Source organism: Undibacterium sp. Ji50W (assembly GCF_049340445.1).
Taxonomy (GTDB): domain Bacteria; phylum Pseudomonadota; class Gammaproteobacteria; order Burkholderiales; family Burkholderiaceae_D; genus Undibacterium.
In genome coordinates, this window is sequence record NZ_JBMPOX010000001.1 from 263,461 (window position 1) to 287,456 (window position 23,996).

Annotated in this window: 20 protein-coding genes and 1 pseudogene; 17 read left to right on the forward strand and 4 right to left on the reverse strand. The window is 52.4% G+C overall.

Annotation, left to right across the window (positions count from 1 at the left end):
- The first annotated feature begins 6 nt into the window (after positions 1-6).
- From ACO0K9_RS01330 to ftsB, 7 genes are all read left to right on the forward strand, one after another.
- Positions 7-813, forward strand: a complete 807-nt coding sequence (locus ACO0K9_RS01330; protein WP_422980996.1) for a TatD family hydrolase — start codon at positions 7-9, stop codon at positions 811-813.
- Positions 814-816: 3 nt separating this feature from the next.
- Complete coding sequence (locus ACO0K9_RS01335; protein ID WP_422980998.1) at positions 817-3,333, forward strand: DNA internalization-related competence protein ComEC/Rec2; 2,517 nt, start codon at positions 817-819, stop codon at positions 3,331-3,333.
- A 12-nt stretch (positions 3,334-3,345) separates the two neighbouring features.
- Entirely contained in the window at positions 3,346-4,155 is an 810-nt protein-coding gene (locus tag ACO0K9_RS01340; RefSeq protein WP_422981000.1) for an alpha/beta fold hydrolase, read from the forward strand.
- A gap of 73 nt (positions 4,156-4,228) precedes the next feature.
- Positions 4,229-5,179 (forward strand): lipid A-modifier LpxR family protein, encoded by a 951-nt coding sequence (locus ACO0K9_RS01345; protein ID WP_422981002.1) that lies wholly within the window; start codon positions 4,229-4,231, stop codon positions 5,177-5,179.
- 107 nt (positions 5,180-5,286) lie between these two features.
- Positions 5,287-6,930: a CTP synthase gene (locus ACO0K9_RS01350; protein ID WP_422981004.1), complete on the forward strand. Its 1,644-nt coding sequence runs from the start codon at positions 5,287-5,289 to the stop codon at positions 6,928-6,930.
- A gap of 367 nt (positions 6,931-7,297) precedes the next feature.
- Positions 7,298-8,581, forward strand: a complete 1,284-nt coding sequence (eno, locus tag ACO0K9_RS01355; RefSeq protein WP_422972949.1) for a phosphopyruvate hydratase — start codon at positions 7,298-7,300, stop codon at positions 8,579-8,581.
- 80 nt (positions 8,582-8,661) lie between these two features.
- On the forward strand, positions 8,662-8,988 hold the full coding sequence (gene ftsB / locus ACO0K9_RS01360) for a cell division protein FtsB (protein ID WP_422981006.1): 327 nt from the start codon (positions 8,662-8,664) through the stop codon (positions 8,986-8,988).
- A gap of 116 nt (positions 8,989-9,104) precedes the next feature.
- Here the strand turns inward: ftsB and ACO0K9_RS01365 are convergent, their stop codons facing one another.
- Genes ACO0K9_RS01365 through ACO0K9_RS01380 form a run of 4 tightly spaced genes read right to left on the reverse strand, consistent with a single transcriptional unit; the run spans position 9,105 to position 12,487 of the window.
- Positions 9,105-9,815, reverse strand: a complete 711-nt coding sequence (locus tag ACO0K9_RS01365; protein WP_422981008.1) for an ABC transporter ATP-binding protein — start codon at positions 9,813-9,815, stop codon at positions 9,105-9,107.
- A complete protein-coding gene (locus tag ACO0K9_RS01370; RefSeq protein WP_422981010.1) occupies positions 9,812-10,579 on the reverse strand; it encodes an ABC transporter ATP-binding protein in 768 nt (255 codons plus the stop codon). Before ACO0K9_RS01370 ends, ACO0K9_RS01365 begins: the two co-directional genes overlap by 4 nt.
- Positions 10,576-11,547: a branched-chain amino acid ABC transporter permease gene (locus tag ACO0K9_RS01375; RefSeq protein WP_422981012.1), complete on the reverse strand. Its 972-nt coding sequence runs from the start codon at positions 11,545-11,547 to the stop codon at positions 10,576-10,578. Before ACO0K9_RS01375 ends, ACO0K9_RS01370 begins: the two co-directional genes overlap by 4 nt.
- Positions 11,548-11,566: 19 nt before the next feature.
- Positions 11,567-12,487: a branched-chain amino acid ABC transporter permease gene (locus tag ACO0K9_RS01380; protein WP_422981014.1), complete on the reverse strand. Its 921-nt coding sequence runs from the start codon at positions 12,485-12,487 to the stop codon at positions 11,567-11,569.
- Positions 12,488-12,709: 222 nt separating this feature from the next.
- On the opposite strand from ACO0K9_RS01380, the gene ACO0K9_RS01385 reads away from it, so the two are divergent.
- From ACO0K9_RS01385 to ACO0K9_RS01430, 10 genes and pseudogenes are all read left to right on the forward strand, one after another.
- Entirely contained in the window at positions 12,710-14,344 is a 1,635-nt protein-coding gene (locus tag ACO0K9_RS01385) for a benzoate-CoA ligase family protein (RefSeq protein WP_422981016.1), read from the forward strand.
- Between the two features lie 24 nt (positions 14,345-14,368).
- Positions 14,369-15,568 (forward strand): ABC transporter substrate-binding protein, encoded by a 1,200-nt coding sequence (locus tag ACO0K9_RS01390; RefSeq protein WP_422981018.1) that lies wholly within the window; start codon positions 14,369-14,371, stop codon positions 15,566-15,568.
- 85 nt (positions 15,569-15,653) lie between these two features.
- Positions 15,654-18,047 (forward strand): bifunctional salicylyl-CoA 5-hydroxylase/oxidoreductase, encoded by a 2,394-nt coding sequence (locus ACO0K9_RS01395; protein ID WP_422981020.1) that lies wholly within the window; start codon positions 15,654-15,656, stop codon positions 18,045-18,047.
- A 2-nt stretch (positions 18,048-18,049) separates the two neighbouring features.
- Positions 18,050-18,847: an SDR family NAD(P)-dependent oxidoreductase gene (locus ACO0K9_RS01400; RefSeq protein ID WP_422981022.1), complete on the forward strand. Its 798-nt coding sequence runs from the start codon at positions 18,050-18,052 to the stop codon at positions 18,845-18,847.
- 29 nt (positions 18,848-18,876) lie between these two features.
- Positions 18,877-19,356 (forward strand): annotated as a pseudogene (locus tag ACO0K9_RS01405) (MarR family winged helix-turn-helix transcriptional regulator); the annotation flags it as partial.
- Between the two features lie 98 nt (positions 19,357-19,454).
- Complete coding sequence (locus ACO0K9_RS01410; protein ID WP_422981024.1) at positions 19,455-20,309, forward strand: enoyl-CoA hydratase family protein; 855 nt, start codon at positions 19,455-19,457, stop codon at positions 20,307-20,309.
- A gap of 14 nt (positions 20,310-20,323) precedes the next feature.
- On the forward strand, positions 20,324-21,505 hold the full coding sequence (locus ACO0K9_RS01415) for an acyl-CoA dehydrogenase family protein (protein ID WP_422981026.1): 1,182 nt from the start codon (positions 20,324-20,326) through the stop codon (positions 21,503-21,505).
- A 9-nt stretch (positions 21,506-21,514) separates the two neighbouring features.
- Positions 21,515-21,952 carry an acyl-CoA thioesterase gene (locus tag ACO0K9_RS01420; protein WP_422981028.1) on the forward strand — a complete coding sequence of 146 codons (438 nt, stop codon included), beginning with the start codon at positions 21,515-21,517 and terminating at the stop codon, positions 21,950-21,952.
- 81 nt (positions 21,953-22,033) lie between these two features.
- Positions 22,034-22,432, forward strand: coding sequence for a RidA family protein (locus ACO0K9_RS01425; RefSeq protein WP_422981030.1), 399 nt, complete (start codon positions 22,034-22,036; stop codon positions 22,430-22,432).
- Entirely contained in the window at positions 22,429-23,952 is a 1,524-nt protein-coding gene (locus ACO0K9_RS01430; RefSeq protein ID WP_422981032.1) for a 3-hydroxyacyl-CoA dehydrogenase, read from the forward strand. The genes ACO0K9_RS01425 and ACO0K9_RS01430 overlap by 4 nt, the downstream gene beginning before the upstream one ends.
- The last annotated feature ends 44 nt before the right edge of the window (positions 23,953-23,996 follow it).

Here is a 23,996-nt window from a genome sequence, read left to right on the forward strand (position 1 = left end):
GATTTTATGTGGATAGATACACACTGTCACCTCGACGCCGCTGAATTTGGCGGCACTTCGCTACAGGTGGCCGAACAGGCTGCCCGGGCTGGGGTGACAGGCATCGTGGTGCCAGCCGTGCATAAAAACAATTTCGAGACGGTCATACAGCTTGGCCAGCAGCGCAGTGACTGTTTTTATGCGCTGGGCATACATCCCATGTATGTTCCCACGTCCAAAGAAGAAGACTTGCTGCTCTTGCGTCAAAAAGTCGATAGTCTGATGGCTGGCGAAGATGCCGACCAAAAACTGGTCGCCATAGGTGAAATCGGCCTGGATTATTTTGTGCCTGCCCTGACTGAAAGTCCGCTGCGGGAAAAACAGGAATATTTCTATGTGGAGCAATTGAAAATCGCCCGCGATTTTGATTTGCCGGTCTTGCTGCATGTGCGTCGTTCGCAAGACATCATACTCAAGCATTTGCGTCGTATCAAAGTCCGCGGTGGGATAGCCCACGCCTTCAACGGCAGCCAGCAACAGGCAGAGGCATTTATTGCGCTGGGAATCAAGCTGGGCTTCGGTGGTGCCATGACCTTTACCCGTGCCTTGCAAATACGGCGTCTGGCAAGCGAATTACCGCTGGAGAGCATCGTCCTGGAAACCGACGCGCCAGATATCCCGCCCCATTGGCTGAATGCCGGTGCCAACAGTCCATCCCAATTGCCGCAGATAGGCAGCGTGCTGGCAGAATTGCGTCAGATGGACAAGGCGCAACTGGCGGCTGCCACCAGTGCCAATGCGCTGGATATCTTGCCGCGCATGCAAAGGGCATAAATCGTGCGGGCGGTGATGTTGGGCCTGGTAGTTGGCGTCGCCTTATTGCAGCAACAGGCACGTTTATTGAGTTGGACCTCACTGCTGATAGTCGCTGGCGTTTCGACTTGTGCCTGTATCCTGCTATATCGTTTTACGTCTTCCGAGCGCCTGCGTTTACCAGCACGCACCAGTCTGGCTGTCGTGCTTGGCTTTGTCTGGGCCAGCGGCTTTGCCCATGTTTATCTGAGTGAATCTTTACCCGTAGAATGGGAAAACAAAGACATCGTGCTGATTGGTACGGTAGATAGTTTGCCATTTCGTTTTGAGCAGGGCGTACGTTTTAATTTTGCGGTTGAGCAGGTTATTACCGACGGTATGACGGATCACAAAGACTGGCCTTCCAAACTGACTTTGTCCTGGTATGCCAGTGAACGCGGCATGGACCGCAGTACAGGTCACGGTGTTGATCACATTACTGATAGCGATGGCCAGGATGCCGATAGCAATGCCGCAGGCAAGATGGCGGACATCCAGCCGGGCGAACGCTGGCAGTTGCGGGTGCGGCTGAAGCGTCCGCATGGCAATGCCAATCCCTACGGTTTTGATTACGAAGCCTGGTTATTAGAGCAAAGACTGCGCGCCACCGGCATGGTCCGGCCAGAAACGCAGGCGGTGAAAAACCGACGGCTCGATGCCTTTGTCTGGAGTCTGGGAAATCTGATCGAGTTGGGGCGTGCACGTTTGCGTGACCGTATTCATGCCGCACTGCCAAATCATCCGTATGCGGGGGTACTGGTGGCATTGGTGGTGGGAGATCAGCGGGAAATTCCCCAATCCGACTGGACCGTATTTAATCGTGCTGGTATCGGTCATCTGATCAGTATCTCCGGCCTGCATATCACCATGATCGCCGGTCTGTTTGCCACATTGATTTATTACTTGTGGCGACATTCTTTTTTCCTCAGCATGGCCACGCCTTTACCCTTGCGCCTGCCAGCGCAAAAAGCAGCGGCGCTGGCGGGTGCCGTCATGGCCTTGGTCTATGTTGCCCTGGCCGGGTTTGGGGTGCCAGCGCAAAGAACCATGTTCATGCTGATCGTGGTGGCGCTGGCGGTCTGGCATGGCCGGATAAGCCAGTTTTCTTCGATACTTTGTCTGGCGCTGGGGAGTGTGGTTGTGCTTGATCCCTGGGCGGTATTGTCACCGGGCTTCTGGTTATCTTTTTCTGCTGTAGCCATGATCGTGTTTGCCAGTGATGGTTATCTGCATCAAAAGCAGGCTGAGCAAGAGACCACTGCCCTGCGTAAGACCTTGTTTGAAACACTGCCAGATATATTACGGACAGAGGGCCTGACCCAATACGCCGTGACGGTTGGCCTGGTTCCTTTGACCATGCTCTTGTTTGGGCAAATTTCATTGATCAGTCCGCTGGCGAATGCGATTGCGATACCGCTGGTCAGTTTTATTGTGACGCCACTGGCGCTGTTGGGCAGTGTCATGCCTGCTCCTCTGTCAGCCTGGCTATTACGGCTTGCCCACGTTTTTGTTGATCTGTTGGCCCGCTTGCTGACTTATCTGAGTGCTTATCCGCTGGCAGTCTGGAATGCACCTTTACCGTCGTTCTGGCTGTTTTGTCTGGCCATGCTGGGCGCGGTCTGGTTGCTGGCACCCAGGGGTTGGCCCATGCGCTGGCTGGGTGTGCTGTGTTGTCTGCCATTGTTTTTTCAGACACCGGCAACACCGGCTGAAGGGGAATTGCAGGTGACTGCGCTGGATATTGGGCAGGGCATGGCGCTGTTGCTGGAAACCTCGCAGCATCGCCTGCTGTACGATACCGGCCCCACGTATTCGCCCGAATCGGACAGTGGTAGCAGGGTGATTTTGCCGTATCTGCATGCACGTGGCATCAATAAGCTGGATGGCATGATGGTGTCGCACAATGACAGCGATCATTCCGGCGGCGCACTCACTATACTTAAGCAATTGCCGGTGGATGTGGTAAGAAGTTCATTGCATCCGGATAGCCCCATCGTTCAGGCAGCCAGCAAACATCAGCGTTGTAAAGCCGGGCAACAGTGGGATTGGGATGGTGTGCACTTTGAAATACTGCAACCTGTGTCTGCCAGTTATGACAGCAACAAATGGAAGCCCAACGCGCGCAGTTGTGTGTTGCGGGTATCGACTGCCCGGTATTCCATGCTGTTGCCAGGCGATATTGAGGCAATTCAGGAAGATGAAATGGTCAACATGATTCCACAAAAACTGCCCGCCGATGTCTTGCTGGCACCGCATCATGGCAGCGGTACTTCATCAACACCGGCATTTTTACGCGCCGTGCATCCGGCACTTGCGGTTTTCCAGGTCGGCTACCTGAATCGCTACCATCATCCCAAGACAGAGGTGTATGCGCGCTATGCGGATTTTGGAATAAAACGTCTAAGAAGCGACGAATCAGGTGCAATCACATTACAATTTGGCGCATCATTGACGACTTCACAATTCAGACAGGAAAATGCGCGTTACTGGTTTGACCGGTAATGACTTGCAGTTATGAGCGAACTTACCCTAAAACCCTTGCTTCATTTTGTCCACGGCAATAGCTTCCCTTCAGGTACCTACAACATGTTCCTGGATCATTTGCGCAGTCATTATGATGTGCATGCGACCGATATGGTAGGACATAACCCTGCCTATCCCGTCAGGGATGGCTGGAAGCATCTGGTGCAGGAACTGATCGACGCCTTGCAGCAGTCGTATTCGCAGCCTGTTATTTTGGTCGGTCATTCGCTGGGCGGGATTTTGTCACTGATGGCAGCACGCGCCAGGCCCGATCTGGTGCGTTGCGTAGTGGTGTTGGATTCGCCAGTGGTGGCGGGCTGGCGTGCCATGCTCTTGCGGTCGTTTAAAATACTGGGGCTGGACAGGAAGTTTTCGCCCGCCCGTTTTTCAGAAAAACGCCGTCATATCTGGAAGAATGAAGAAGAGGCCTATCAGCATTTCGCTTCCAAGGAAATGTTTGCCATCTGGCCACCCCAGGTCTTGCGTGACTATATGCGGGCAGGCTTGAAACCCCATCCTGAAGGCGTCACCCTGCGTTTTACGCGGGAAGTTGAAACTGCCATCTATCGCAGCTTGCCACATGGTTTGGGGCGCCTGTTGCGTCGTCCACCCACCATGCCCATAGGTTTTGTCGGTGGCACCGAATCCATAGAATGCCGTCAGGCAGGGCCGGTAGCGACCAAAAAATTAATGGGTGATAATTACGTACTAATAGAAGGCGGGCATTTGATCCCGCTGGAAGTGCCGGCAGCTACGGCTGCGGCCGTGCATGCCATGATTACCGGCTTTCATTTAAAGTAAGCCGGGTTTGTGAGCAGCCCTGATTTGACTTGTTTTTGCACCACGGTGCAGTTTTTCTAAGGTTTTCTTATTCATGAGCTATTCACCGCATATCGCTGGCATTGCCAAGTTCTCGTTGCTGTTGGCCGCATTGTTGGCCCGTCCGGTACTGGCCGATGCTGGCATGCCATCCTGGGATGAATTCAAGCAGGTCAGGCAAACTGGCAAGACCGTCTTGCAGCTTGATATCGACAATGACAGCCTGTTGCTAAAAAAAGATGACGGTTTCTATACCAGCGGCAATCGCATAGGACAGACGACTACACAGGCGGATGCCTTGCAGTCGCTGACGTATGGCTGGCGCTTTGGGCAGGATTTGTATACTGCTTCGGACATCAAGCTCTTGCCACGCCAGCTTGCAAAAATAGACCACCCCTATGCTGGCTGGCTATATGCAGGCATGTTCCGTGAAAAAAGCGAAGCGACCGGCAAAAGTCTGAAACTGGGCCTGGACCTGGGTTGCCTGGGCCCTTGCGCTGGCGGCGAATGGTCACAGACGCATTTGCACCGTCTTATTAATCAACCCTTGCCACAAGGCTGGAGTACCCAGCTCAGGAATGAATGGGGGATGGTATTGACCGGTGAATTTTCACCAGGGCGCTTGCTGCCTTTTAGTGGCGTTGATGTGGCACCTCGTTTCAAAGGCCATTTCGGCAATATATTTACCGATGCCAGTGCCGAATTGTTATTCCGTGCCGGCAGCCTGAATGCCTTGCCCGAGCAGGCGGCGAATTACGGCTTCCTGCGTACAGAGGTGAAGGCAGTTGCCTATAACGCCAGCATACAGGGTGGCTATTTCAACAAACAGGCGAATGCAGTCAGCCCCAAAACCATGGTGGGGGAAATGGAAATGGGTTATCTGTGGCGCAATGATCAATACGGGCTTTCTGCCTCCATCATCCGTCGCAGTAATGAAATCCGGGAATTAAGTAATGGACAGGGCGCACAAAATTTTGCCAGGCTGCAATTCTTTTATGCCATGTAAAAGCAGGCATCCTGTTTTCCCTTGATTTGCTGGCGGGAATTCGCGCATTCACGGCTTAGTGATGTATAATTCGAATTTCCCGCTTGTGCCGTTCGGCACCTTCTGCAATGACTAAGTTTGTATTCGTTACGGGGGGCGTAGTCTCCTCATTGGGCAAAGGTATTGCCGCTGCCTCTCTCGCTGCGATTCTCGAATCGCGCGGCCTCAAAGTCACTATGCTTAAACTGGATCCGTATATCAACGTTGATCCAGGTACCATGAGCCCTTTCCAGCACGGCGAAGTATTCGTTACCGACGACGGTGCCGAAACTGATCTGGATCTGGGTCACTATGAGCGCTTCATTACGGCCAAAATGAAAAAGGTGAATAATTTCACTACTGGCCAGATTTATGAATCCGTTATCCGCAAAGAACGTCGTGGCGAATACCTGGGCAAGACTGTGCAGGTCATCCCGCACATCACCAATGAAATCCAGGAATTCATCCATCGTGGCGCTGCCGGTGCAGATGTTGCTCTGGTTGAAATCGGTGGTACTGTTGGCGATATCGAATCCCTGCCTTTCCTGGAAGCAGCACGTCAATTGAGTCTGCGTGCCGGTCGCAATGCAGCGGCCTTCGTTCATCTGACACTGGTGCCCTATGTTGCCGCTGCCGGTGAACTGAAAACCAAACCTACCCAGCACAGCGTACAAAAACTGCGCGAAATCGGTATCTTCCCGGACGCCTTGCTGTGCCGTGCTGACCGTCCTATCCCGGACGATGAGCGTGCCAAAATCTCGCTGTTCGCCAATGTGCCTGAAGAAGCCGTGATTTCTGTATGGGATGCTGACACCATCTATAAGATTCCACAGATGTTGCATGATCAGGGCCTGGATAAAATTGTCTGCGATAAATTGGGCCTGTCACCAAAACCAGCCGATCTGACCATGTGGGACAAGTTGATCTATGCGCTGGAAAACCCGAAAGAAGAAGTCACTATCGGTATGGTCGGCAAATATGTAGACCTGACAGAATCCTATAAATCCCTGACAGAAGCTTTGCGCCATGCCGGTATCCATACCGAAAGCCGGGTGAATATCGAGTACGTGGATTCTGAAGAAATTGAAGCCCATGGTACCAAGTCGCTGGAAAAATACGATGCCATCCTGGTGCCGGGTGGTTTCGGCAAGCGCGGTGTCGAAGGCAAGATCATGGCAGCCCGTTATGCCCGTGAAAGCAAGATCCCTTACCTGGGCATCTGCCTGGGTATGCAGGTCGCATTGATTGAATATGCGCGTAACAAGGCCGGTCTGAGCGTGGCAAATTCCACCGAATTTGATGCGGAAACCGAACAGCCTGTGGTGGCCCTGATCAATGAGTGGCAAAACCATGACGGTAAAGTGGAAACACGCGACGAAAATTCTGATCTGGGTGGCACTATGCGCCTGGGCGCACAAACCTGCGCCATTCGCCCCGGCACACTGGCTGCAGAAATCTATGGCAATGTCGTGACCGAGCGTCATCGTCATCGTTATGAAGCAAATAACCATTACCTTGGTCGTGTAGAAGCTGCCGGCCTGATCGTTTCTGCCCGTACACCGACAGAAGATTTGTGTGAAATCATGGAATTGCCGCGTGACGTGCATCCATGGTACCTGGGTGTGCAATACCACCCGGAATTCAAATCCACACCACGGGATGGCCACCCTTTGTTTATCTCGTTTGCCAAGGCAGCTATTGCGCATAAAAATGCGCTGGCTAGCAAGGATTGAAGTGGTTGTTGGCCACGTTGTTGCTGAGTGACGCAGTGTGTGCAATGTGATTGCGTGGTCAGAAAGATGGGTTCCTGGAATCCGGTTCCGGATTTGTCGTGTGATGGAAGTCACGTCCCTGCTTACCAGAGCAGGGAGGTAAAAAGTAAGGTTCTGTCGAATTTATCGAACTAGTGGAATTTAACAGCCCACTAAGATCGTAAACAGGTTTTAAGATGTTGGCGTATTACCTGCGCCATCATCTTGCCAGTATCAAAAATCATATGCAGCTTTATTTGCCTGCAGGCCGTATCCGGTCAGCAGACGCAGACACAAGTCAGATTCGTTTTTACTTTGTTCGCAATATTGATTGTTTTAGGAGAATTGAATGAGTGCCATCGTTGACATTATCGGTCGTGAAATCCTGGATTCACGCGGTAACCCAACTGTTGAATGTGATGTCCTGCTGGAATCCGGTGTCATGGGTCGTGCTGCTGTGCCTTCTGGTGCATCAACCGGTTCCCGCGAAGCGATAGAGTTGCGTGATGGCGACAAATCCCGCTATCTGGGCAAAGGCGTGTTGAAAGCCTGTGAACATATCAATACAGAAATCGCCGAAGCCATCATGGGTCTGGATGCCAATGAACAGGCTTTCCTCGATCGTACCCTGATTGATCTGGACGGTACTGAAAACAAGAGTCGTCTCGGTGCAAATGCCATGCTGGCCGTTTCCATGGCAGTAGCAAAAGCCGCTGCAGAAGAAGCAGGTCTGCCCCTGTACCGTTATTTCGGCGGTTCCGGTGCCATGCAATTGCCAGTGCCAATGATGAATGTCATCAATGGTGGTGCACATGCTGATAATAATCTGGATATTCAGGAATTCATGATTATCCCGGTGGGCGCGCCGACTTTCCGTGAAGCAGTTCGTTACGGTGCAGAAGTTTTCCATGCCCTGAAAAAAATCCTGCATGACAAGGGTTTGACGACAGCGGTCGGTGATGAAGGTGGTTTTGCCCCTTCGGTTGATAACCACGAATCAGCGATCAAACTGATTATTCAGGCGATTGAAGCAGCTGGTTATGAACCAGGTACACAAATCGCACTTGGCCTCGATTGCGCCGCCAGCGAATTCTACAAAGACGGTAAATATCATCTGGAAGGAGAGGGCCTGACCCTGTCTTCCACCGATTTCACCAACCTGCTGGCTACCTGGGTAGACAAATATCCTATCATCTCCATCGAAGATGGCATGGCAGAAGGCGACTGGGACGGTTGGGCTATCCTGACTGAAAAACTGGGCAAGAAAGTCCAGATCGTTGGTGATGACCTGTTCGTTACCAATACCAAGATCCTGAAAGAAGGCATACAAAAAGGTATCGCCAACTCTATCCTGATCAAGATCAATCAGATCGGTACCCTGACCGAGACTTTTGCTGCCATTGAAATGGCCAAGCGTGCCGGTTACACAGCAGTGATTTCGCATCGCTCCGGTGAAACGGAAGACAGCACGATTGCAGATATTGCCGTTGGCACCAATGCTCTGCAGATCAAGACCGGTTCGCTGTCCCGCTCTGACCGTATGGCAAAGTACAATCAATTGCTGCGTATTGAAGAAGATTTGGGTGAAATTGCCAGCTACCCTGGTCGTGACGCCTTCTACAACCTGAAGTAATTTAGTTTTGTGAAAAAGGGGAAACGCCGTTCCCCTTTTTTCTTCTGAGTGACAAGTTTTGAACCGATAGCCTTACGCCTGTGCGTTTAATAGCTCTTTCCTTTGCTGCGCTGTTGCTGCTGATCCAGTACCCCTTGTGGCTGGGTAAGGGAGGGTGGCTGCGCGTTTGGGAACTGGACCGGCAGGTATCGCAAGTCAAGGCCAATAACGATAAACTGAAAGAACGCAACGGCAAGCTGGAATCTGAAGTGCAGGATTTGAAAAACGGCACCGATGCGGTCGAAGAACGTGCCCGCTTTGAATTGGGCATGATCAAGAAGAACGAAATTTTCGTGCAGATTCTGGACGCGAATGCCGTCATGCCAAACAAACCTGATCACCCTGTTCAGGAAACACCGAAGCCTTAGATGGTCGTTTGTGATGTAACTTGGTAGCCAGTGCGCTGCGCTTACATCCTTAGTTGTTTATTTGCCGTAGCGCAAATCCATTACATGTTTTAAAAATCTGCTGCAGTACCTGTAGCCTATACACCGACATATTTTTGCCAGGTCTCCGGTGACTGCGTCAAGCCTTCGCTATTGCCATGCCAGACTATCTTGCCGCGTTCCATGATGTTGTGCTGATCGGCCAGGGGGATGAGTTTTTCTACATATTTGTCGATGACCAGGGTGGTTTGCCCCTGATCACGTAGTTTTCTCAGGCAGGCCCAGATTTCTTCGCGCACCAGTGGCGATAAACCTTCCGTTGCTTCATCCAGTATCAGCAGGTGCGGGTTGGTCATCAATGCGCGCGAGATGGCCAGCATTTGCTGTTCACCACCAGATAACTGATTACCCATATTGCCGGCACGTTCTGCCAGCCGTGGAAAGAGCTGGTAAATTTCTTTCAGGCTCCACGGTGTCTTGCTGTTGTTGCGATTGGCGGCAAAGGCGACCAGGTTTTCCTTGACGGTCAGGTTGGGGAATATCTGCCTGCCTTCCGGCACCAGGGCAATGCCCATCCTGGCAATTTTATCCGTCGACATTTTTTCTATGCGTTGCCCCATGAAACTGATATTGCCGCTATGCGCTGGCGTCAAGCCCAGTATCGAACGCAAGGTCGTGGTCTTGCCGGCGCCATTGCGACCCAGCAGGCTGGCAACTTCACCCTGACGGATGTGCAGGTCTATCCCAAACAAGACCTGGCTATGACCATAGGCGGTGGCGATGTGCTCGACTTCCAGTATGGTCTTCATGCGACTTCCTTGAATGCGCTGTCCATTTCATCACCCAGATAGGCTTTCTTGACTTCCGGGTTCTTGCGTATCTGTTCTGCCGTGCCAGTGGCGATGATGGACCCTGCCACCAAAACAGAGATACGGTCAGCCAGTTTGAATACTGCATCCATATCATGTTCGATCAAGATCACGGCTGCCTTGCCGCGCAGGGCGGCAATCAACTCCAGCATCTTGCCTGATTCTTCATGTCCTGTGCCTGCCATGGGTTCATCCAGCAACAGCAGTTTGGGTTGTGTTGCCAGCGTCAGTCCCAGTTCCAGCTGACGCTGCTCACCATGCGCCAATTCACAGGCCTTGTTATTACATACTTGTGCCAGCCCTATATCGCTGGCTAGTTGCCGGGCTTGTTCAAAAAGTGCTTTGTCATCTATCGCCTTGCGCCAGAAACGCATGCTGCTGCCAGAGTGCGCCTGTAGCGCCAGGCTCAGGTTGTCGATGACAGTGTATGACTGGAAGATATTCGTAATCTGGTAAGAGCGTGCCAGCCCAAGCCTGACCCGTTCATGCATGCTGAGGGCGGTAACGTCCACACCATTGAAAATGATCTGCCCCTGATCGGGTGCAATGGCCCCGGATATCTGGTGTATCAGCGTGGTTTTGCCTGCACCATTCGGGCCTATGATGGCATGGATTTCGCCGGGTAATATATCCAGGCTCAGCTTATTGGTCGCCACCAGGCCGCCATAGCGTTTGACCAGGTCTTTTAACTGTAAAACGCTCATGTCTGATCCCTTTGCGGTTTTTTTGCAGACATGAATTTTTGTGGCAGGCTGGCCAGACCATTCGGCAAGAGCATGACGACCAGCAGCAAGATAATGCCCAGATACAGTTGCCAGTGTATGGTGTAGCCAGACAGAATTTCTTCCAGCATCAACATGACCACGGCACCCAGGATGCCGCCCGACAGATAGCCAACACCACCCAGTATCACCATCACCATCAGGCTGCCGGATTGGGTCCAGTGTAAAAGATTCGGGCTGACCAGCATGTTCTGGTTTGCCAGCAGGGCACCGGCCAGGCTGGCGATGCTACCGGCAATCGCAAAGCACAGCAACTTGTAGCGAAACACCGGGTAGCCTATGGCTTCCATACGCGTTTCATTTTCCTTAATGGCTTGAATCACCCGTCCAAAACGGGAATTGATGAGTCGGTACAGGATGAACAGAAATGCGGCGCAAATAGCCAACACCAGATAGTAAAAATGACTGTCATTCCCCATGTCCAGCCCCGTCACCGAACGTTGCGCCAGGCTCAGGCCATCGTCACCACCATAGTTTTTCAGTGACACAAACAGGAAGTACAGCATCTGTGCAAACGCCAGCGTGATCATGATGAAATACACGCCCCGGGTTCGAAGCGAGATACTGCCAATGACCAGCGCCAGAAAAAAGCCGGTCAGCATCGCCACCGGCCAACTGATCCAGGCAGACATGATGCCATGCTGCATCAATATACCCACCACGTAAGCGCCACTGCCAAAGAAGGCAGCATGCCCCAGGCTGACCATGCCGCCAAAGCCGAGTATCAGGTTCAGGCTGCTGGCCACCAGGGCAAAAATCATCAGGCGGCTTAGCAAGCCTATATAAAATTCCTGGGCGAAGTAGGTCGCCAGCATGGGGAATGCAATCAGCAGGCACAAGATGGTCATGCTGGACTTGCGCGATATAGTGTGATGTAGGCTGCTCTGCATGATTGCCCTTTTTTGTTATTTAGCCGCGTGCAGGGAACAGGCCCTGGGGTTTGTAAAACAAAACCGCTGCCATCAATATATAAATCAGTATCGATGCCAGGGCAGGGCCCAGATTGGCTGCCATTTCCAGCGGCATCAGCAGTTTCAATGCGCCAGGTAGTAAAGTTTTGCTCAGGGTATCTACCAACCCCACCAGCAGTGCGCCAACCAGTGCCCCGCGTATTGAGCCTATGCCACCGATGACAATAACCACAAATGCCAGTATCAGGATGCTTTCGCCCATGCCCACCTGTACTGCCAGTATGGAACCGAGCAGGGCACCCGCGATGGCGCACAGGGCTGCGCCAAAGGCAAACAGCAAGGTGAACACCAGCTTGATATTGACGCCCATGGTGATCGCCATTTCACGGTTCGAAGCACCGGCCCGCACCAGCATGCCGATGCGGGTTTTGCTGACGACAAAATACAGAAGGCCAGCGACAGCCAGCCCGGTGGCGATAATGAACAGACGGAAAGAAGAATAAAAAAAGTCAGGCAGCAACTCCACCGGTTGCGCCAGTTGCGGCGGTATATTCAGCATCAGCGGCTGCGCACCCCAGATCATGCGCGCGCCTTCATTGAATATCAGTATCAATGCAAAGGTCGCCAGCACATGGGACAAATGATCGCGCTGGTATAAGTGCCGGAAAATCACAAGCTCCAGTATCACCCCCAGCAGTGCGGTCGCCACCACCGCTGCCAGCAGGCCCAGCCAGAAAGAACCTGTCAGGCTGGTAAAGCTGGCAGCAAAATAAGCACCCGCCATATACAAGGAGCCATGCGCGAGATTGATGAAATCCATGATGCCAAAGATCAGCGTCAGGCCCGCCGCCAGCAGGAAAAGCATGAGACCAAATTGCAGGCCGTTTAAGCCATGTTCCAGTAAAAGCGTGATGTTCATTCCCTGATCCCTAATTCTTGATGATGATACAGATATGAAATTACTTTAGGTCTAAAATATACTATACATGTCGCAAGTGCAGATATTTTCTTTATGGAAATCTGAATTTTGATACGAAAAAACACTTTACCAAAAAATAGTTTAGGTTTAAAGTAGTTTGGTATTTTCAGGGTTTACTGTATCAATATTGATTACTGCAACACGCCCTAAGCCGGAGAAGAAATGAATTCAACTGCCCGACCAGTATCTGCCCACCTGGATACCTTTGCTTTTGATCATCTGCCTCCACGCGAGCAATGGCCTGAACTGGTTTTTTCTTTGCCTGAATTACAATATCCTGAACGTCTGAATTGTGTCGCCGACTTGCTCGACAAAATGTGTGCATCTGGCCATGCAGGCAGTATCGCCATTCGTAACCAGACTGAAAGCTGGACTTATTCCCATTTGCTGGCAACCGTCAATCGCATTGCCCATGTCTTGCTGGAAGATATGCATTTGCAGGCTGGTAACAGGGTCTTGTTGCGCGGTGCCAATAATCCCATGATGGCGGCCAGTGTATTGGCCGTCATCAAGGCTGGTTGCATTGCTGTTCCCACCATGCCGCTATTGCGTGCCAAAGAATTGGGTGTGATCGCCAATAAGGCTGAAATCGCTGCTGCCCTGTGCTCGGACAATCTGCGCGAAGAGATGGAGTTGGCGGTGCAAGCCAATCCCATATTGACGCAGGTCATCTACTTCAATCATCAGAGTGACGACGGTCTGGAAGCGCTGATGGCTGACAAATCACCTGAATTTGCTGCTGTCGATACCCTGGCGGAAGATGTCTGCCTGATCAGTTTTACCTCTGGCACTACCGGCATGCCCAAGGGCACCATGCATTTTCACAGGGATGTATTGGCAATCTGTGATTGTTTTCCGCGTTCTACCTTGAAGTCTGCGCAAGATGATGTCTTCATCGGTACGCCGCCGCTGGCATTTACGTTTGGCCTGGGCGGCTTGCTGTTATTTCCCTTGCGCGTCGGTGCGACAGCGGTCTTGCTGGAAAAACTGACGCCAGAATCCTTGCTGACAGCCATTGCCGATTTCAAGGCCACGGTGTGTTTCACAGCACCGACTTTTTATCGCCAGATGGCACCGTTGGCCAGGAATTTCGATCTGTCCAGCCTGAAGAAAACTGTCTCTGCTGGCGAAGCCTTGCCAGCATCAACACGTGAAGCCTGGCGGCAAGCGACGGGCCTGGTCATGATAGATGGCATAGGTGCAACCGAAATGCTGCATATCTTTATCTCTGCCGCCGGCGATGCCACCAGGGCAGGGGCAACCGGCAAGCCTATACCTGGCTACCAGGCATGCATATTTGACGAACAGGGTGACATCGCAGGCCCTGGCGTGGTTGGCCGCCTGGCAGTCAAGGGGCCGACAGGTTGCCGCTACCTGGCCGACGACAGGCAAAAGAAGTATGTGCATCAAGGCTGGAACCTGACAGGTGATGCCTATGAAATGGATGCAGACGGTTATTTCTGGTATCGCGCCCGCACCGATGACATGATCATTTCTGCCGGCTACAACATCGCCGGGCCGGAAGTGGAAGAGGCTTTGCTAAAACATCCATCGGTTGCAGAATGCGCAGTCATAGGCCTGGCTGACGAAGAGCGCGGCCAGATCGTCAAAGCTTTTGTGGTCTTGAAAGCAGATGCACCGGCATCAGCAGCATTGAGCAAGGAAATCCAGGATTTTGTCAAAAACAGCATTGCCCCCTATAAGTACCCGCGCGCCATAGAATTCATGACGAGTTTACCCAGAACTGAAACCGGAAAATTGCAACGCTATAAGTTGCGTATGTCTGCTGCCAGCTAGATATTACTTGTAAAAGTTTCGCCCATGCCCATTAACCCGAAGGAGACGCCCGTGAAAAAGACCTTGCTGTGTTTATTGTTGTCCAGTATTGCTGCGACCAATGCAACCAACGCTTTTGCCGCAGACAAAGTCAAAGTGGGCATGGTCACCACCTTGTCTGGGGCGGGTGCTGGTCTGGGTGTGGATATACGCGATGGCTTTTCCCTGGCCATGAAACATCTGGACAATAAATTCGGCAATTTGCCAGTCGAAGTCATTACAGGTGATGATCAGCAAAATCCCGATGCGGCCAAACAACTGGTGGACAAACTTATCAAGAAAGACAAGGTCGATTTAATGACCGGCATTGTGTTTTCCAATTTGATGCTGGCTGTCGGGCCGACAATTTTCAACGCCAAGATCCATTACATCAGCGCCAATGCAGGGCCTTCTCAATACGCGGGCGAGCAATGCAATCCTTATTTCTTTAATGTGGCCTGGCAAAATGACAGCCTGCATGAGGCAGTCGGCAAGCAAGTCAATGACAAGGGGTTTAAAAATGTCGCCCTGGTAGCGCCCAATTATCCGGCAGGCAAAGATGCGCTGACGGGTTTCAAGCGCTATTACAAGGGCAAGGTTGCTGATGAGATTTATACCAAGCTTGGTCAACTCGATTATGCGACTGAACTGGCGCAGATACGTGGCTTGAAACCGGATGCCGTGTACATCTTCCTGCCGGGTGGCATGGGCATCAATTTCATCAAACAGTTCGTGGATGCCGGTTTGTCCAGGAGTACACAACTCTTCGGGCCGGGTTTTTCTGCCGATGAAGACATCATCAAGGCAGTCGGCGCACCCATGCTGGGCATGTTCAACGCTTCGCAGTGGGGGCACGACATGGATAATCCGCAAAACAAACGTTTCGTTGCCGACTTCCAGAAAGAATATGGCCGTCTGCCATCCCTGTATGCATCGCAAGGCTATGACGCAGCGATGCTGATGGACAGTGCCGTGCGAGGCGTCAAAGGCAAGATAGAAGACAAGGACGCATTGGGCAAGGCCATCAAGGCTGCCAATTTCAAATCAGTACGGGGGGACTTCAAGTTCAACAGCAATCATTACCCGATACAAAATTATTATGCACGCATCATCAGCAAGGATGCGCAGGGCAGGGTTACCAACAAAACGCTGAGTGCTGTATTTACCAATCACCCGGATGCCTATGTGGCGTCCTGCAAAATGTAATAGACAAGTAGGCGTAAAAAGCTGGTTGCTGATTACAGTCAGCAATCAGCTTTATCTCAAATATTAAAATTTTCAAGGCATTTCCATGAATATCCTCTGCATCGGTGGTGGTCCGGCTGGCCTGTACTTCAGCCTGCTGATGAAAAAGCAAAACCCGGCTCATCAAATTACCATCGTCGAACGCAATCGCGCTTACGATACCTTTGGCTGGGGCGTGGTGTTTTCTGACCAGACGCTGGGGAATCTGGTGAATGCCGATGAACAGACTGCACGGTCCATCTTGCAATCATTCAATCACTGGGATGATATTGATACCCATTTCAAGGGCCAGGTTGTCACCTCGGGCGGTCATGGTTTTTGTGGCATAGGTCGCAAGCGACTGCTGAACATCCTGCAAGAACGTTGTGAAGAACTGGATGTGAAGCTGGTCTTTGAAACGGATGTGACCGACGACCAGGCACTGGCACTGGAATATGATGCTGACCTGGTTATCGCATGCGATGGCTTGAACAGCCGCGTGCGCACACGCTATGCGCAAAGCTATCAACCCGATATCGATACGCGCAAATGCCGTTTCGTCTGGCTGGGCACCAAAAAGCTGTTTTCAGCTTTTACCTTTGCCTTTGAAGAAACCGAACATGGCTGGTTTCAGGCGCATGCCTATCAATATGATGGTGATACCGCGACCTTTATTGTCGAAACCCCGGAAGAAACCTGGGAAAAAGCTGGCATAGATAAAATGAACCAGGAAGAGGCGATTGCCTTTTGTGAAAAGCTGTTCGCCAAATACCTGGATGGCAATGCCCTGATGTCGAATGCCACGCATTTGCGTGGCTCGGCCAACTGGATCAAGTTTCCGCGCATTATCTGCAAGAACTGGGTGCACTGGAACCAGTTGAATGGCATACGTGTACCGGTAGTCCTGATGGGCGACGCTGCCCACACGGCGCATTTTTCCATAGGTTCCGGTACCAAGCTGGCACTCGAAGATGCGATAGAACTGGCGCGCAGTTTTGAGAAACATGGCACGAAAGGGATGGACGCCGTGCTGGAAGCTTATCAGGACTTGCGTTCTATTGAAGTCTTGAAGATACAAAGCGCCGCCCGCAATTCCATGGAATGGTTTGAAAACGTCCAACGTTATACCGCCATGGAAGCGCCGCAGTTTGCCTATTCCATGCTGACACGCAGCCAGCGTTTGTCGCATGAAAACCTGCGCGTCAGGGATGCGGCTTATGTACGCAGTTTTGAACACTGGATAGCCGAACAAGCCTATGCCAAAGCTGGCTTGCCTGTGCCCAGGACCAAGACAGAAATTCCCCCAATGCTGACGCCGTATAAGTTGCGTGACGTCGTGTTGAAAAACCGTATCGTTGTATCACCGATGGCGCAATATTCTGCGACTGATGGTGTAGCGGGCGATTATCATCTTGTGCATCTGGGCAGCCGTGCCATGGGCGGTGCTGGCCTGGTGTTTGCCGAGATGACCTGCGTATCTGCCGATGCGCGCATTACACCCGCTTGCCCTGGCCTGTATGCACCTGAACATACGCAAGCTTGGAAACGTATCGTCGATTTTGTCCATGCCAATACGGATGCCAGGATCGCCATCCAGCTTGGCCATGCCGGAGCCAAAGGTTCTACCTGCGTGGCCTGGGAAGGAACAGACCAGCCCCTCAAAGAGGGTAACTGGCCGCTGGTGTCTGCATCTGAACAAGAATACCTGCCTGGCATTTCGCAACGTGCGCGTGCAGTCACAACGGCAGACATGCAGCGTATCCAGAATGATTTTGTGCAGGCGAGCAAAGCAGCGGAAGAGGCAGGCTTTGACTGGCTGGAACTGCATTGCGCCCATGGTTATCTGTTATCAAGTTTCATTTCGCCACTGACCAATCAGCGTGAAGATGAATATGGCGGTTCGCTGGAAAACCGTTGCCGTTTCCCCTTGCAGGTGTTTGCTGCCCTACGCGCCGCCTGGCCAGCGCAGAAACCCATCTCTGTACGCATTTCTGCACATGACTGGGTAGAGGGCGGTATTACGCCTGATGATGCAGTCGCCATCGCCAGGCTGTTCAAGGCTGCCGGTGCTGACATGATAGATTGTTCTTCGGGACAGGTCAGCAAGCAGGAAAAACCTGTGTATGGCCGCATGTTCCAAACCCCATTTGCTGATCGCATACGCAACGAAGCACACATCCCCACGATTGCCGTCGGTGCCATTTTTGAAGCTGATCATGCGAATAGCATCATCGCCGCTGGCCGCGCTGATCTGTGTGCCATTGCCAGACCACATCTGGCAGACCCTGCCTGGACCTTGCATGAAGCAGCCAGGCTGGGCTTTGCTGACATGCCCTGGCCCAAACAATATGTCGCTGGAAAAATGCAACTGGAACGTAATCTGGAACGTGAAAGACAGGTCGCAGCAGCCAGCGCTGGCCTGACGCCGCAGCAAGTTGCTGCCAAGTTGCTGGAAGGATGAGCATGACAAGCTATCAAAGACGATTGCAAGGCAGGCATGCGCTGGTTACTGGCGGTGGCAAGGGTATAGGCCTGGCGATAGCACAAGCCTTATTGAGTGAAGGGGCAACCGTGACGCTGGCAGGTCGTAACGAAGTGACGCTGCAAGAGGCACAGGTAATGTTGCTTAATGAATTGCGAGCCAATGCCAAAGTGCAGTATGTAGTCATGGATGTCAGTGATGTGGAGTCAGTGCATGCAGCTTTTCAGTTATCGCAGGCTAGGGATGGGCGTATCGATATCCTGATCAACAATGCCGGGCAAGCCAGTTCGGCTTCTTTCCTGAAAACTGATGCCAGGCTATGGAAAAACATGCTGGACGTGAATCTGAATGGCAGTTTCATTTGCATGCAACAAGCCTTGCCCGCCATGCTGGAAGCAGGCTGGGGGCGTATCGTGAATGTGGCGAGTACCGCAGGGCTGAAGGCTTATGCCTATGTCTCTGCCTACTGCGCTGCCAAGCATGCAGTGATTGGCCTGACACGGGCAGTAGCGCTGGAAGTCGCGGCCAAAGGTGTAACCGTGAATGCGGTTTGCCCTGGTTACACCGAGACCGATATCGTCAAGGATGCAATCGCCAATATCGTTGCCAAAACCGGTCGTACTGAAGAACAGGCGAAAGCTGAACTGGCGGCTGGCAATCCGCAAAAACGCCTGGTGCAGCCACAAGAGGTGGCAGATGCGGTGCTGTGGTTGTGCATGGACGGTGCATCGGCAATGAATGGGCAATCCATTGCTGTCGCTGGTGGCGAAGTGATGTGATGAAATCTGAAGAACAGACAAAATCAAATATGAAAGAAGACAGTAACCCCGTGTACGACATGGAAACCCGCCTGACGCAAGATGACCATCAGTCCTTGCGCCTGTGGTTGCGCATGTTGTCTTGCACCGTGATGATAGAAGGTGAAATCCGTAGCCGCTTGCGCAGCGAGTTTGGTATTACCTTGCCGCGCTTTGACCTGATGGCGCAACTGGAACGACATCCCGAAGGTTTGCGCATGGGCGAGTTATCCAAGCGTATGATGGTCACCGGCGGCAATATCACCGGCATTACCGATCAGCTTGAGCAAGAAAAACTGGTGACACGCGTCGCCGACCTGAAAGACCGCCGTGCTTACAGCGTCAAGCTGACACCCGCCGGTCGCCGCGCCTTCAAGCGCATGGCTGCCGTGCATGAGGCATGGATCGCCGATATGTTTTCCGGCTTGCAGACGGAACAGAAAAGTAAGTTATTTGAATTATTGTCGCAAGTGAAAACCCACTTGCATGCCCCTGGCGTTGACAATAGTGCAGGTAACAGCGCTGGCAACAGCACAGACAACAACACAGACACAATCGCAGACGACAAACTTTCGCAGGAACAATCAACATGAAATACCTATCCGGTCAGCCCCAGGATTTGCCTGGTAATCGCCAGCAACTGACAGACTATACAGCGCAGCATTTTACCTATGCCGTAGAGGCTGGTGTTGCCACCATCACCCTGAACCGGCCTGAACGTAAAAACCCGCTGACTTTTGATTCTTATGCAGAGCTGCGCGACCTGTTTCGTACTTTGTCTTATGCAGATGATGTCAAGGCCATCGTCATTACCGGTGCAGGTGAAAACTTTTGTTCAGGTGGTGATGTGCATGAAATCATAGGCCCGCTGACCAAACTGGATATGCCGGGGCTGCTAAGTTTTACCCGTATGACGGGTGATCTCGTCAAGGCCATGCGTGCCTGTCCACAACCGATCATTGCCGCAATTGATGGCGTATGTGCCGGGGCAGGTGCCATTCTGGCGCTGGCTTCGGATATACGTATAGGTACGACGCGCAGCAAAACTGCCTTCCTGTTCACCCGCGTCGGTCTGGCGGGTTGCGACATGGGGGCCTGCTCCATCCTGCCGCGCATCATCGGGCAGGGACGGGCTGCGGATTTACTATACAGCGGTCGTTCCATGTCGGGTGATGAGGCAGAACGCTGGGGCTTTTTCAATCGTCTCGCGGCACCAGAAGATGTGCTGACAGAAGCGCAGGCGTATGCAAAAAACCTGGCGGAAGGCCCTAATTTTGCCCATGGCATGACCAAGAAAATGCTGCAGCAGGAATGGAATATGGGTGTCGATGAAGCCATAGAGGCTGAAGCCCAGGCACAGGCGATATGCATGATGACCAATGATTTTCATCGTGCCTACCATGCCTTCGTGGCCAAACAAAAACCAGTATTTGAAGGGGATTGACCGTGACACATAGCATGTCTGATACCAGCTACCTCGATTGGCCCTTCTTTGATGACAAACACCGCGAGTTACAACGCACACTGGATGCCTGGGCTGCACAAAACCTGCCTGATCATCACATAGCGGATGTTGATCAGGCTTGCCGCGATCTGGTAAAACTGCTGGGTGCGGCTGGCTGGCTCAAAAACGCCATCGGCGGTAGCGCCTACGGCGGCAATGCCGATGTCATCGATACCCGGGCCATTTGCCTGATACGCGAAACACTGGCGCGCCATTCTGGCCTGGCGGATTTCGCCTTTGCCATGCAGGGCCTGGGTTCAGGTGCCATCAGCCTGCATGGCACGCAAGTACAAAAACAACATTATCTTACCAAGGTAGCCAAAGGCGAGGCGATTGCTGCTTTCGCATTGTCTGAACCTGAAGCGGGTTCCGATGTGGCGGCCATGCAATGTGCAGCAGAGTTTGTTGCTGATGCAGATGGCGGCCATTATGTCCTGAACGGTGAAAAAACCTGGATTTCCAATGGTGGCATTGCCGATTTTTATGTGCTGTTTGCCCGCACTGGCGAAGCGCCGGGTGCGCGTGGTATCACTGCCTTGATCGTCGATGCCGGTTTGCCGGGCTTTGAGATTGCCGAACGTATCGATGTGATTGCCCCGCACCCATTGGCTCGCTTGAAGTTCAGCAATTGTCGTGTACCGGCTGCGCAGCGACTGGGTGAAGCAGGGCAGGGCTTCAAAGTGGCGATGGCGACTTTGGATATCTTCCGCACTTCTGTCGCGGGAGCGGCTCTGGGTTTTGCCCGGCGCGCCATGGATGAAGCCATGCATAGAGTGACGACACGCAAAATGTTTGGGCAGACCCTGGCCGACTTTCAATTGACCCAGGCCAAACTGGCACAGATGGCTACCACGATAGACAGTTCAGCCCTGCTGATATACCGCGCTGCATGGCAAAGAGACCAGGGCAAGAAAGTCACCAAAGAAGCTGCCATGGCAAAACTGACTGCGACCGAAGGCGCGCAGCAAGTGATCGATGCGGCGTTGCAAATGTTTGGTGGTCTGGGTGTGGTTTCAGAAGTCCCGGTAGAACGCCTGTATCGTGAAATCCGTTCCCTGCGTATCTATGAGGGAGCGACAGAAGTACAGCAATTGATTATTGGCCGTGAATTATTGAAGGAATTTGCCGCAGTATGAGCATTAATAATGAACTTCACGGCTGAATTGCCGATACGCTTTGCCCATTGTGACCCGGCAGGCATCGTATTTTATCCGCGCTATTTTGAAATGATGAATGGCGTGGTGGAAGACTGGTGTGCGCAAGGACTGGGCTGTAGTTTCCGTGAAATGCATATTGAACGTGGCATAGGTTTGCCGACGGTACACCTGGAAACAGATTTCATCAGGCCTGCGCAGCTTGGCGAAACTTTAATGGCGGAATTGACTGTGCTGAAGCTTGGCAATACCTCAGTAGAGATACAAGTAAGCTTCAGTGGCCAGCAGCAGGATGTACGCCTGAAAGCCCGTCTGGTTCTGGTCATGATGGACCTGACATTGCGCCAGGCCATAGCGATACCGGATGAATTGCGTGCTGCCATGTTGCATTATTGTGCTGCTAAAGATGAAAAGCTTGCTTCAGCTTAAGCAGATAAGCCCGGTTTGAGATATAAATAACAGACTTTTTGTGTTGAAAAGCATGAAAAGTCATGGTTGAAAGGATAGACGATGGATATTTTGCAACCCCAGGGTTGGGCCAAGCCTCGCGGCTATTCCAATGGTGTTGTTGCCAGTGGCCGCACTGTGTGTGTCAGCGGCATGATAGGCTGGGATGCGCAATGCGTATTTCATTCCGATGATTTTGCCACCCAGGTCAGACAGGCTTTGCAGAATATTGTTGAGGTTCTGGCCGAGGCTAATGCCGGTCCCGAACATATAGTACGCATGACCTGGTATGTCGTGGATAAAAAAGAATATGTTGGCGCCTACAAGGAAGTGGGTGAAGCATACCGCGCTATTATAGGTCGCCATTTCCCGGCCATGACTGCAGTGCAGGTAGCTGCCCTGATCGAAGATAGGGCGAAGGTCGAAATAGAAGTCACTGCCATCGTGCCGGAGCGAATATGAAAGCAAACATAGGTGTAGTTGGTATCGTTGGTGCAGGCGCAATGGGTCGTGGTATCGGCCAGATTGCAGCCCAGGCCGGCTTTGCTGTTCTTTTGTTCGACGTACAGCCTGATGCTGCACGTAAAGCCAGTCAACTGATTGCTGAGCAATGGCAAAAAATGCTGAACAAGGAAAAACTCACCGAAGAAGAATACCAGGATGCACTGGAAAACCTGCAAGTCGTTGATGACATGCAGGAACTGGCTGATTGCGATCTGATCGTGGAAGCGATTATCGAAAAGCTGGATGCCAAGCGCGGCTTGTTCCAGCAATTGGATGGCATTGTCAGTGATGCCTGCATACTGGCGACAAATACGTCGTCTTTATCCGTCACTGCCATTGCGGCGGGCAGCAAAATACCCGAGCGCGTGGCGGGCCTGCATTTTTTTAATCCTGTGCCACTGATGAAAGTGGTGGAAGTCATTGATGGCTTATTGACGAGTGCCGATGTGGCCGGGCAACTCATGGCGTTTGCCAGCCGCACCGGGCATTTGCCGGTACGTGCCAGGGACACACCTGGCTTTATCGTCAATCATGCCGGTCGCGCTTACGGCACCGAGGCCCTGCGTATCCTGCAAGAAAATGTCGCCACTTTCCGCCAGATCGACCAGATCATGCGCGAAGCCGCTGGCTTCAAGCTGGGACCATTTGAATTGATGGACCTGACCGGGCTGGATGTATCGCATCCGGTGATGGAAGCAATTTATCACCAGTATTATGAAGAGCCACGCTATCGACCCAGCGTCATCACTGCACAGCGTGTACACGCCGGTGTGCTCGGACGTAAAACCGGACGTGGATTTTATTCTTACAGTGCTGAGAATACGCTGCCAGCGCCAGCAGAAAATTATCCGGCATGGACTGACACCGTCTGGATTAGCCAGGCCAACCCGGATGCCGTCCCTGCATTGACTGCCTTGTTTGAGCGTTGTGGTGCAAACGTGGAAACAGGTGCGCAACCGTCGGACACTGCCTTGTGCATCGTCAGCCCGTATGGTGCAGATGTCAGCAGCAGTGTTGCCAGTGCGGGCCTGGATGCCCGCCGTACACTGGGCATTGATGCCTTGCTGGCTTGCGAAGGACATTTGACCCTGATGACCAATCCGGCTACGGATGCACTTATTGCTGCGCGCTGCCAGTCATTGTTGTTAGGCAGTGGACAAGGTGTCAGCCTGATACAGGACAGCAGTGGCTTCGTGGTGCAGCGCATGCTGGCATGCATCATCAATATTGCCAGCGACATCGTGCAGCAGGGTATTTGCAGCCCGCAAGATCTGGACAGAGCCGTCACTTTGGGCCTGGCGTATCCGGTGGGACCACTGGCCTGGGGTGATAAACTGGGTGCTTCGCGTATACTAGGTATTTTGCGAAATTTGTTGAGCAGCACAGGTGATCCACGCTATCGTCCCAGCCCATGGCTGGTACGCCGGGCGCAACTAGGTTTGTCGCTGTTGCATACTGAAAAACACACGGCAAATTAAATTAAACCTGCATGGCACCCTATGACTGGCTGGTGCGATCGCCA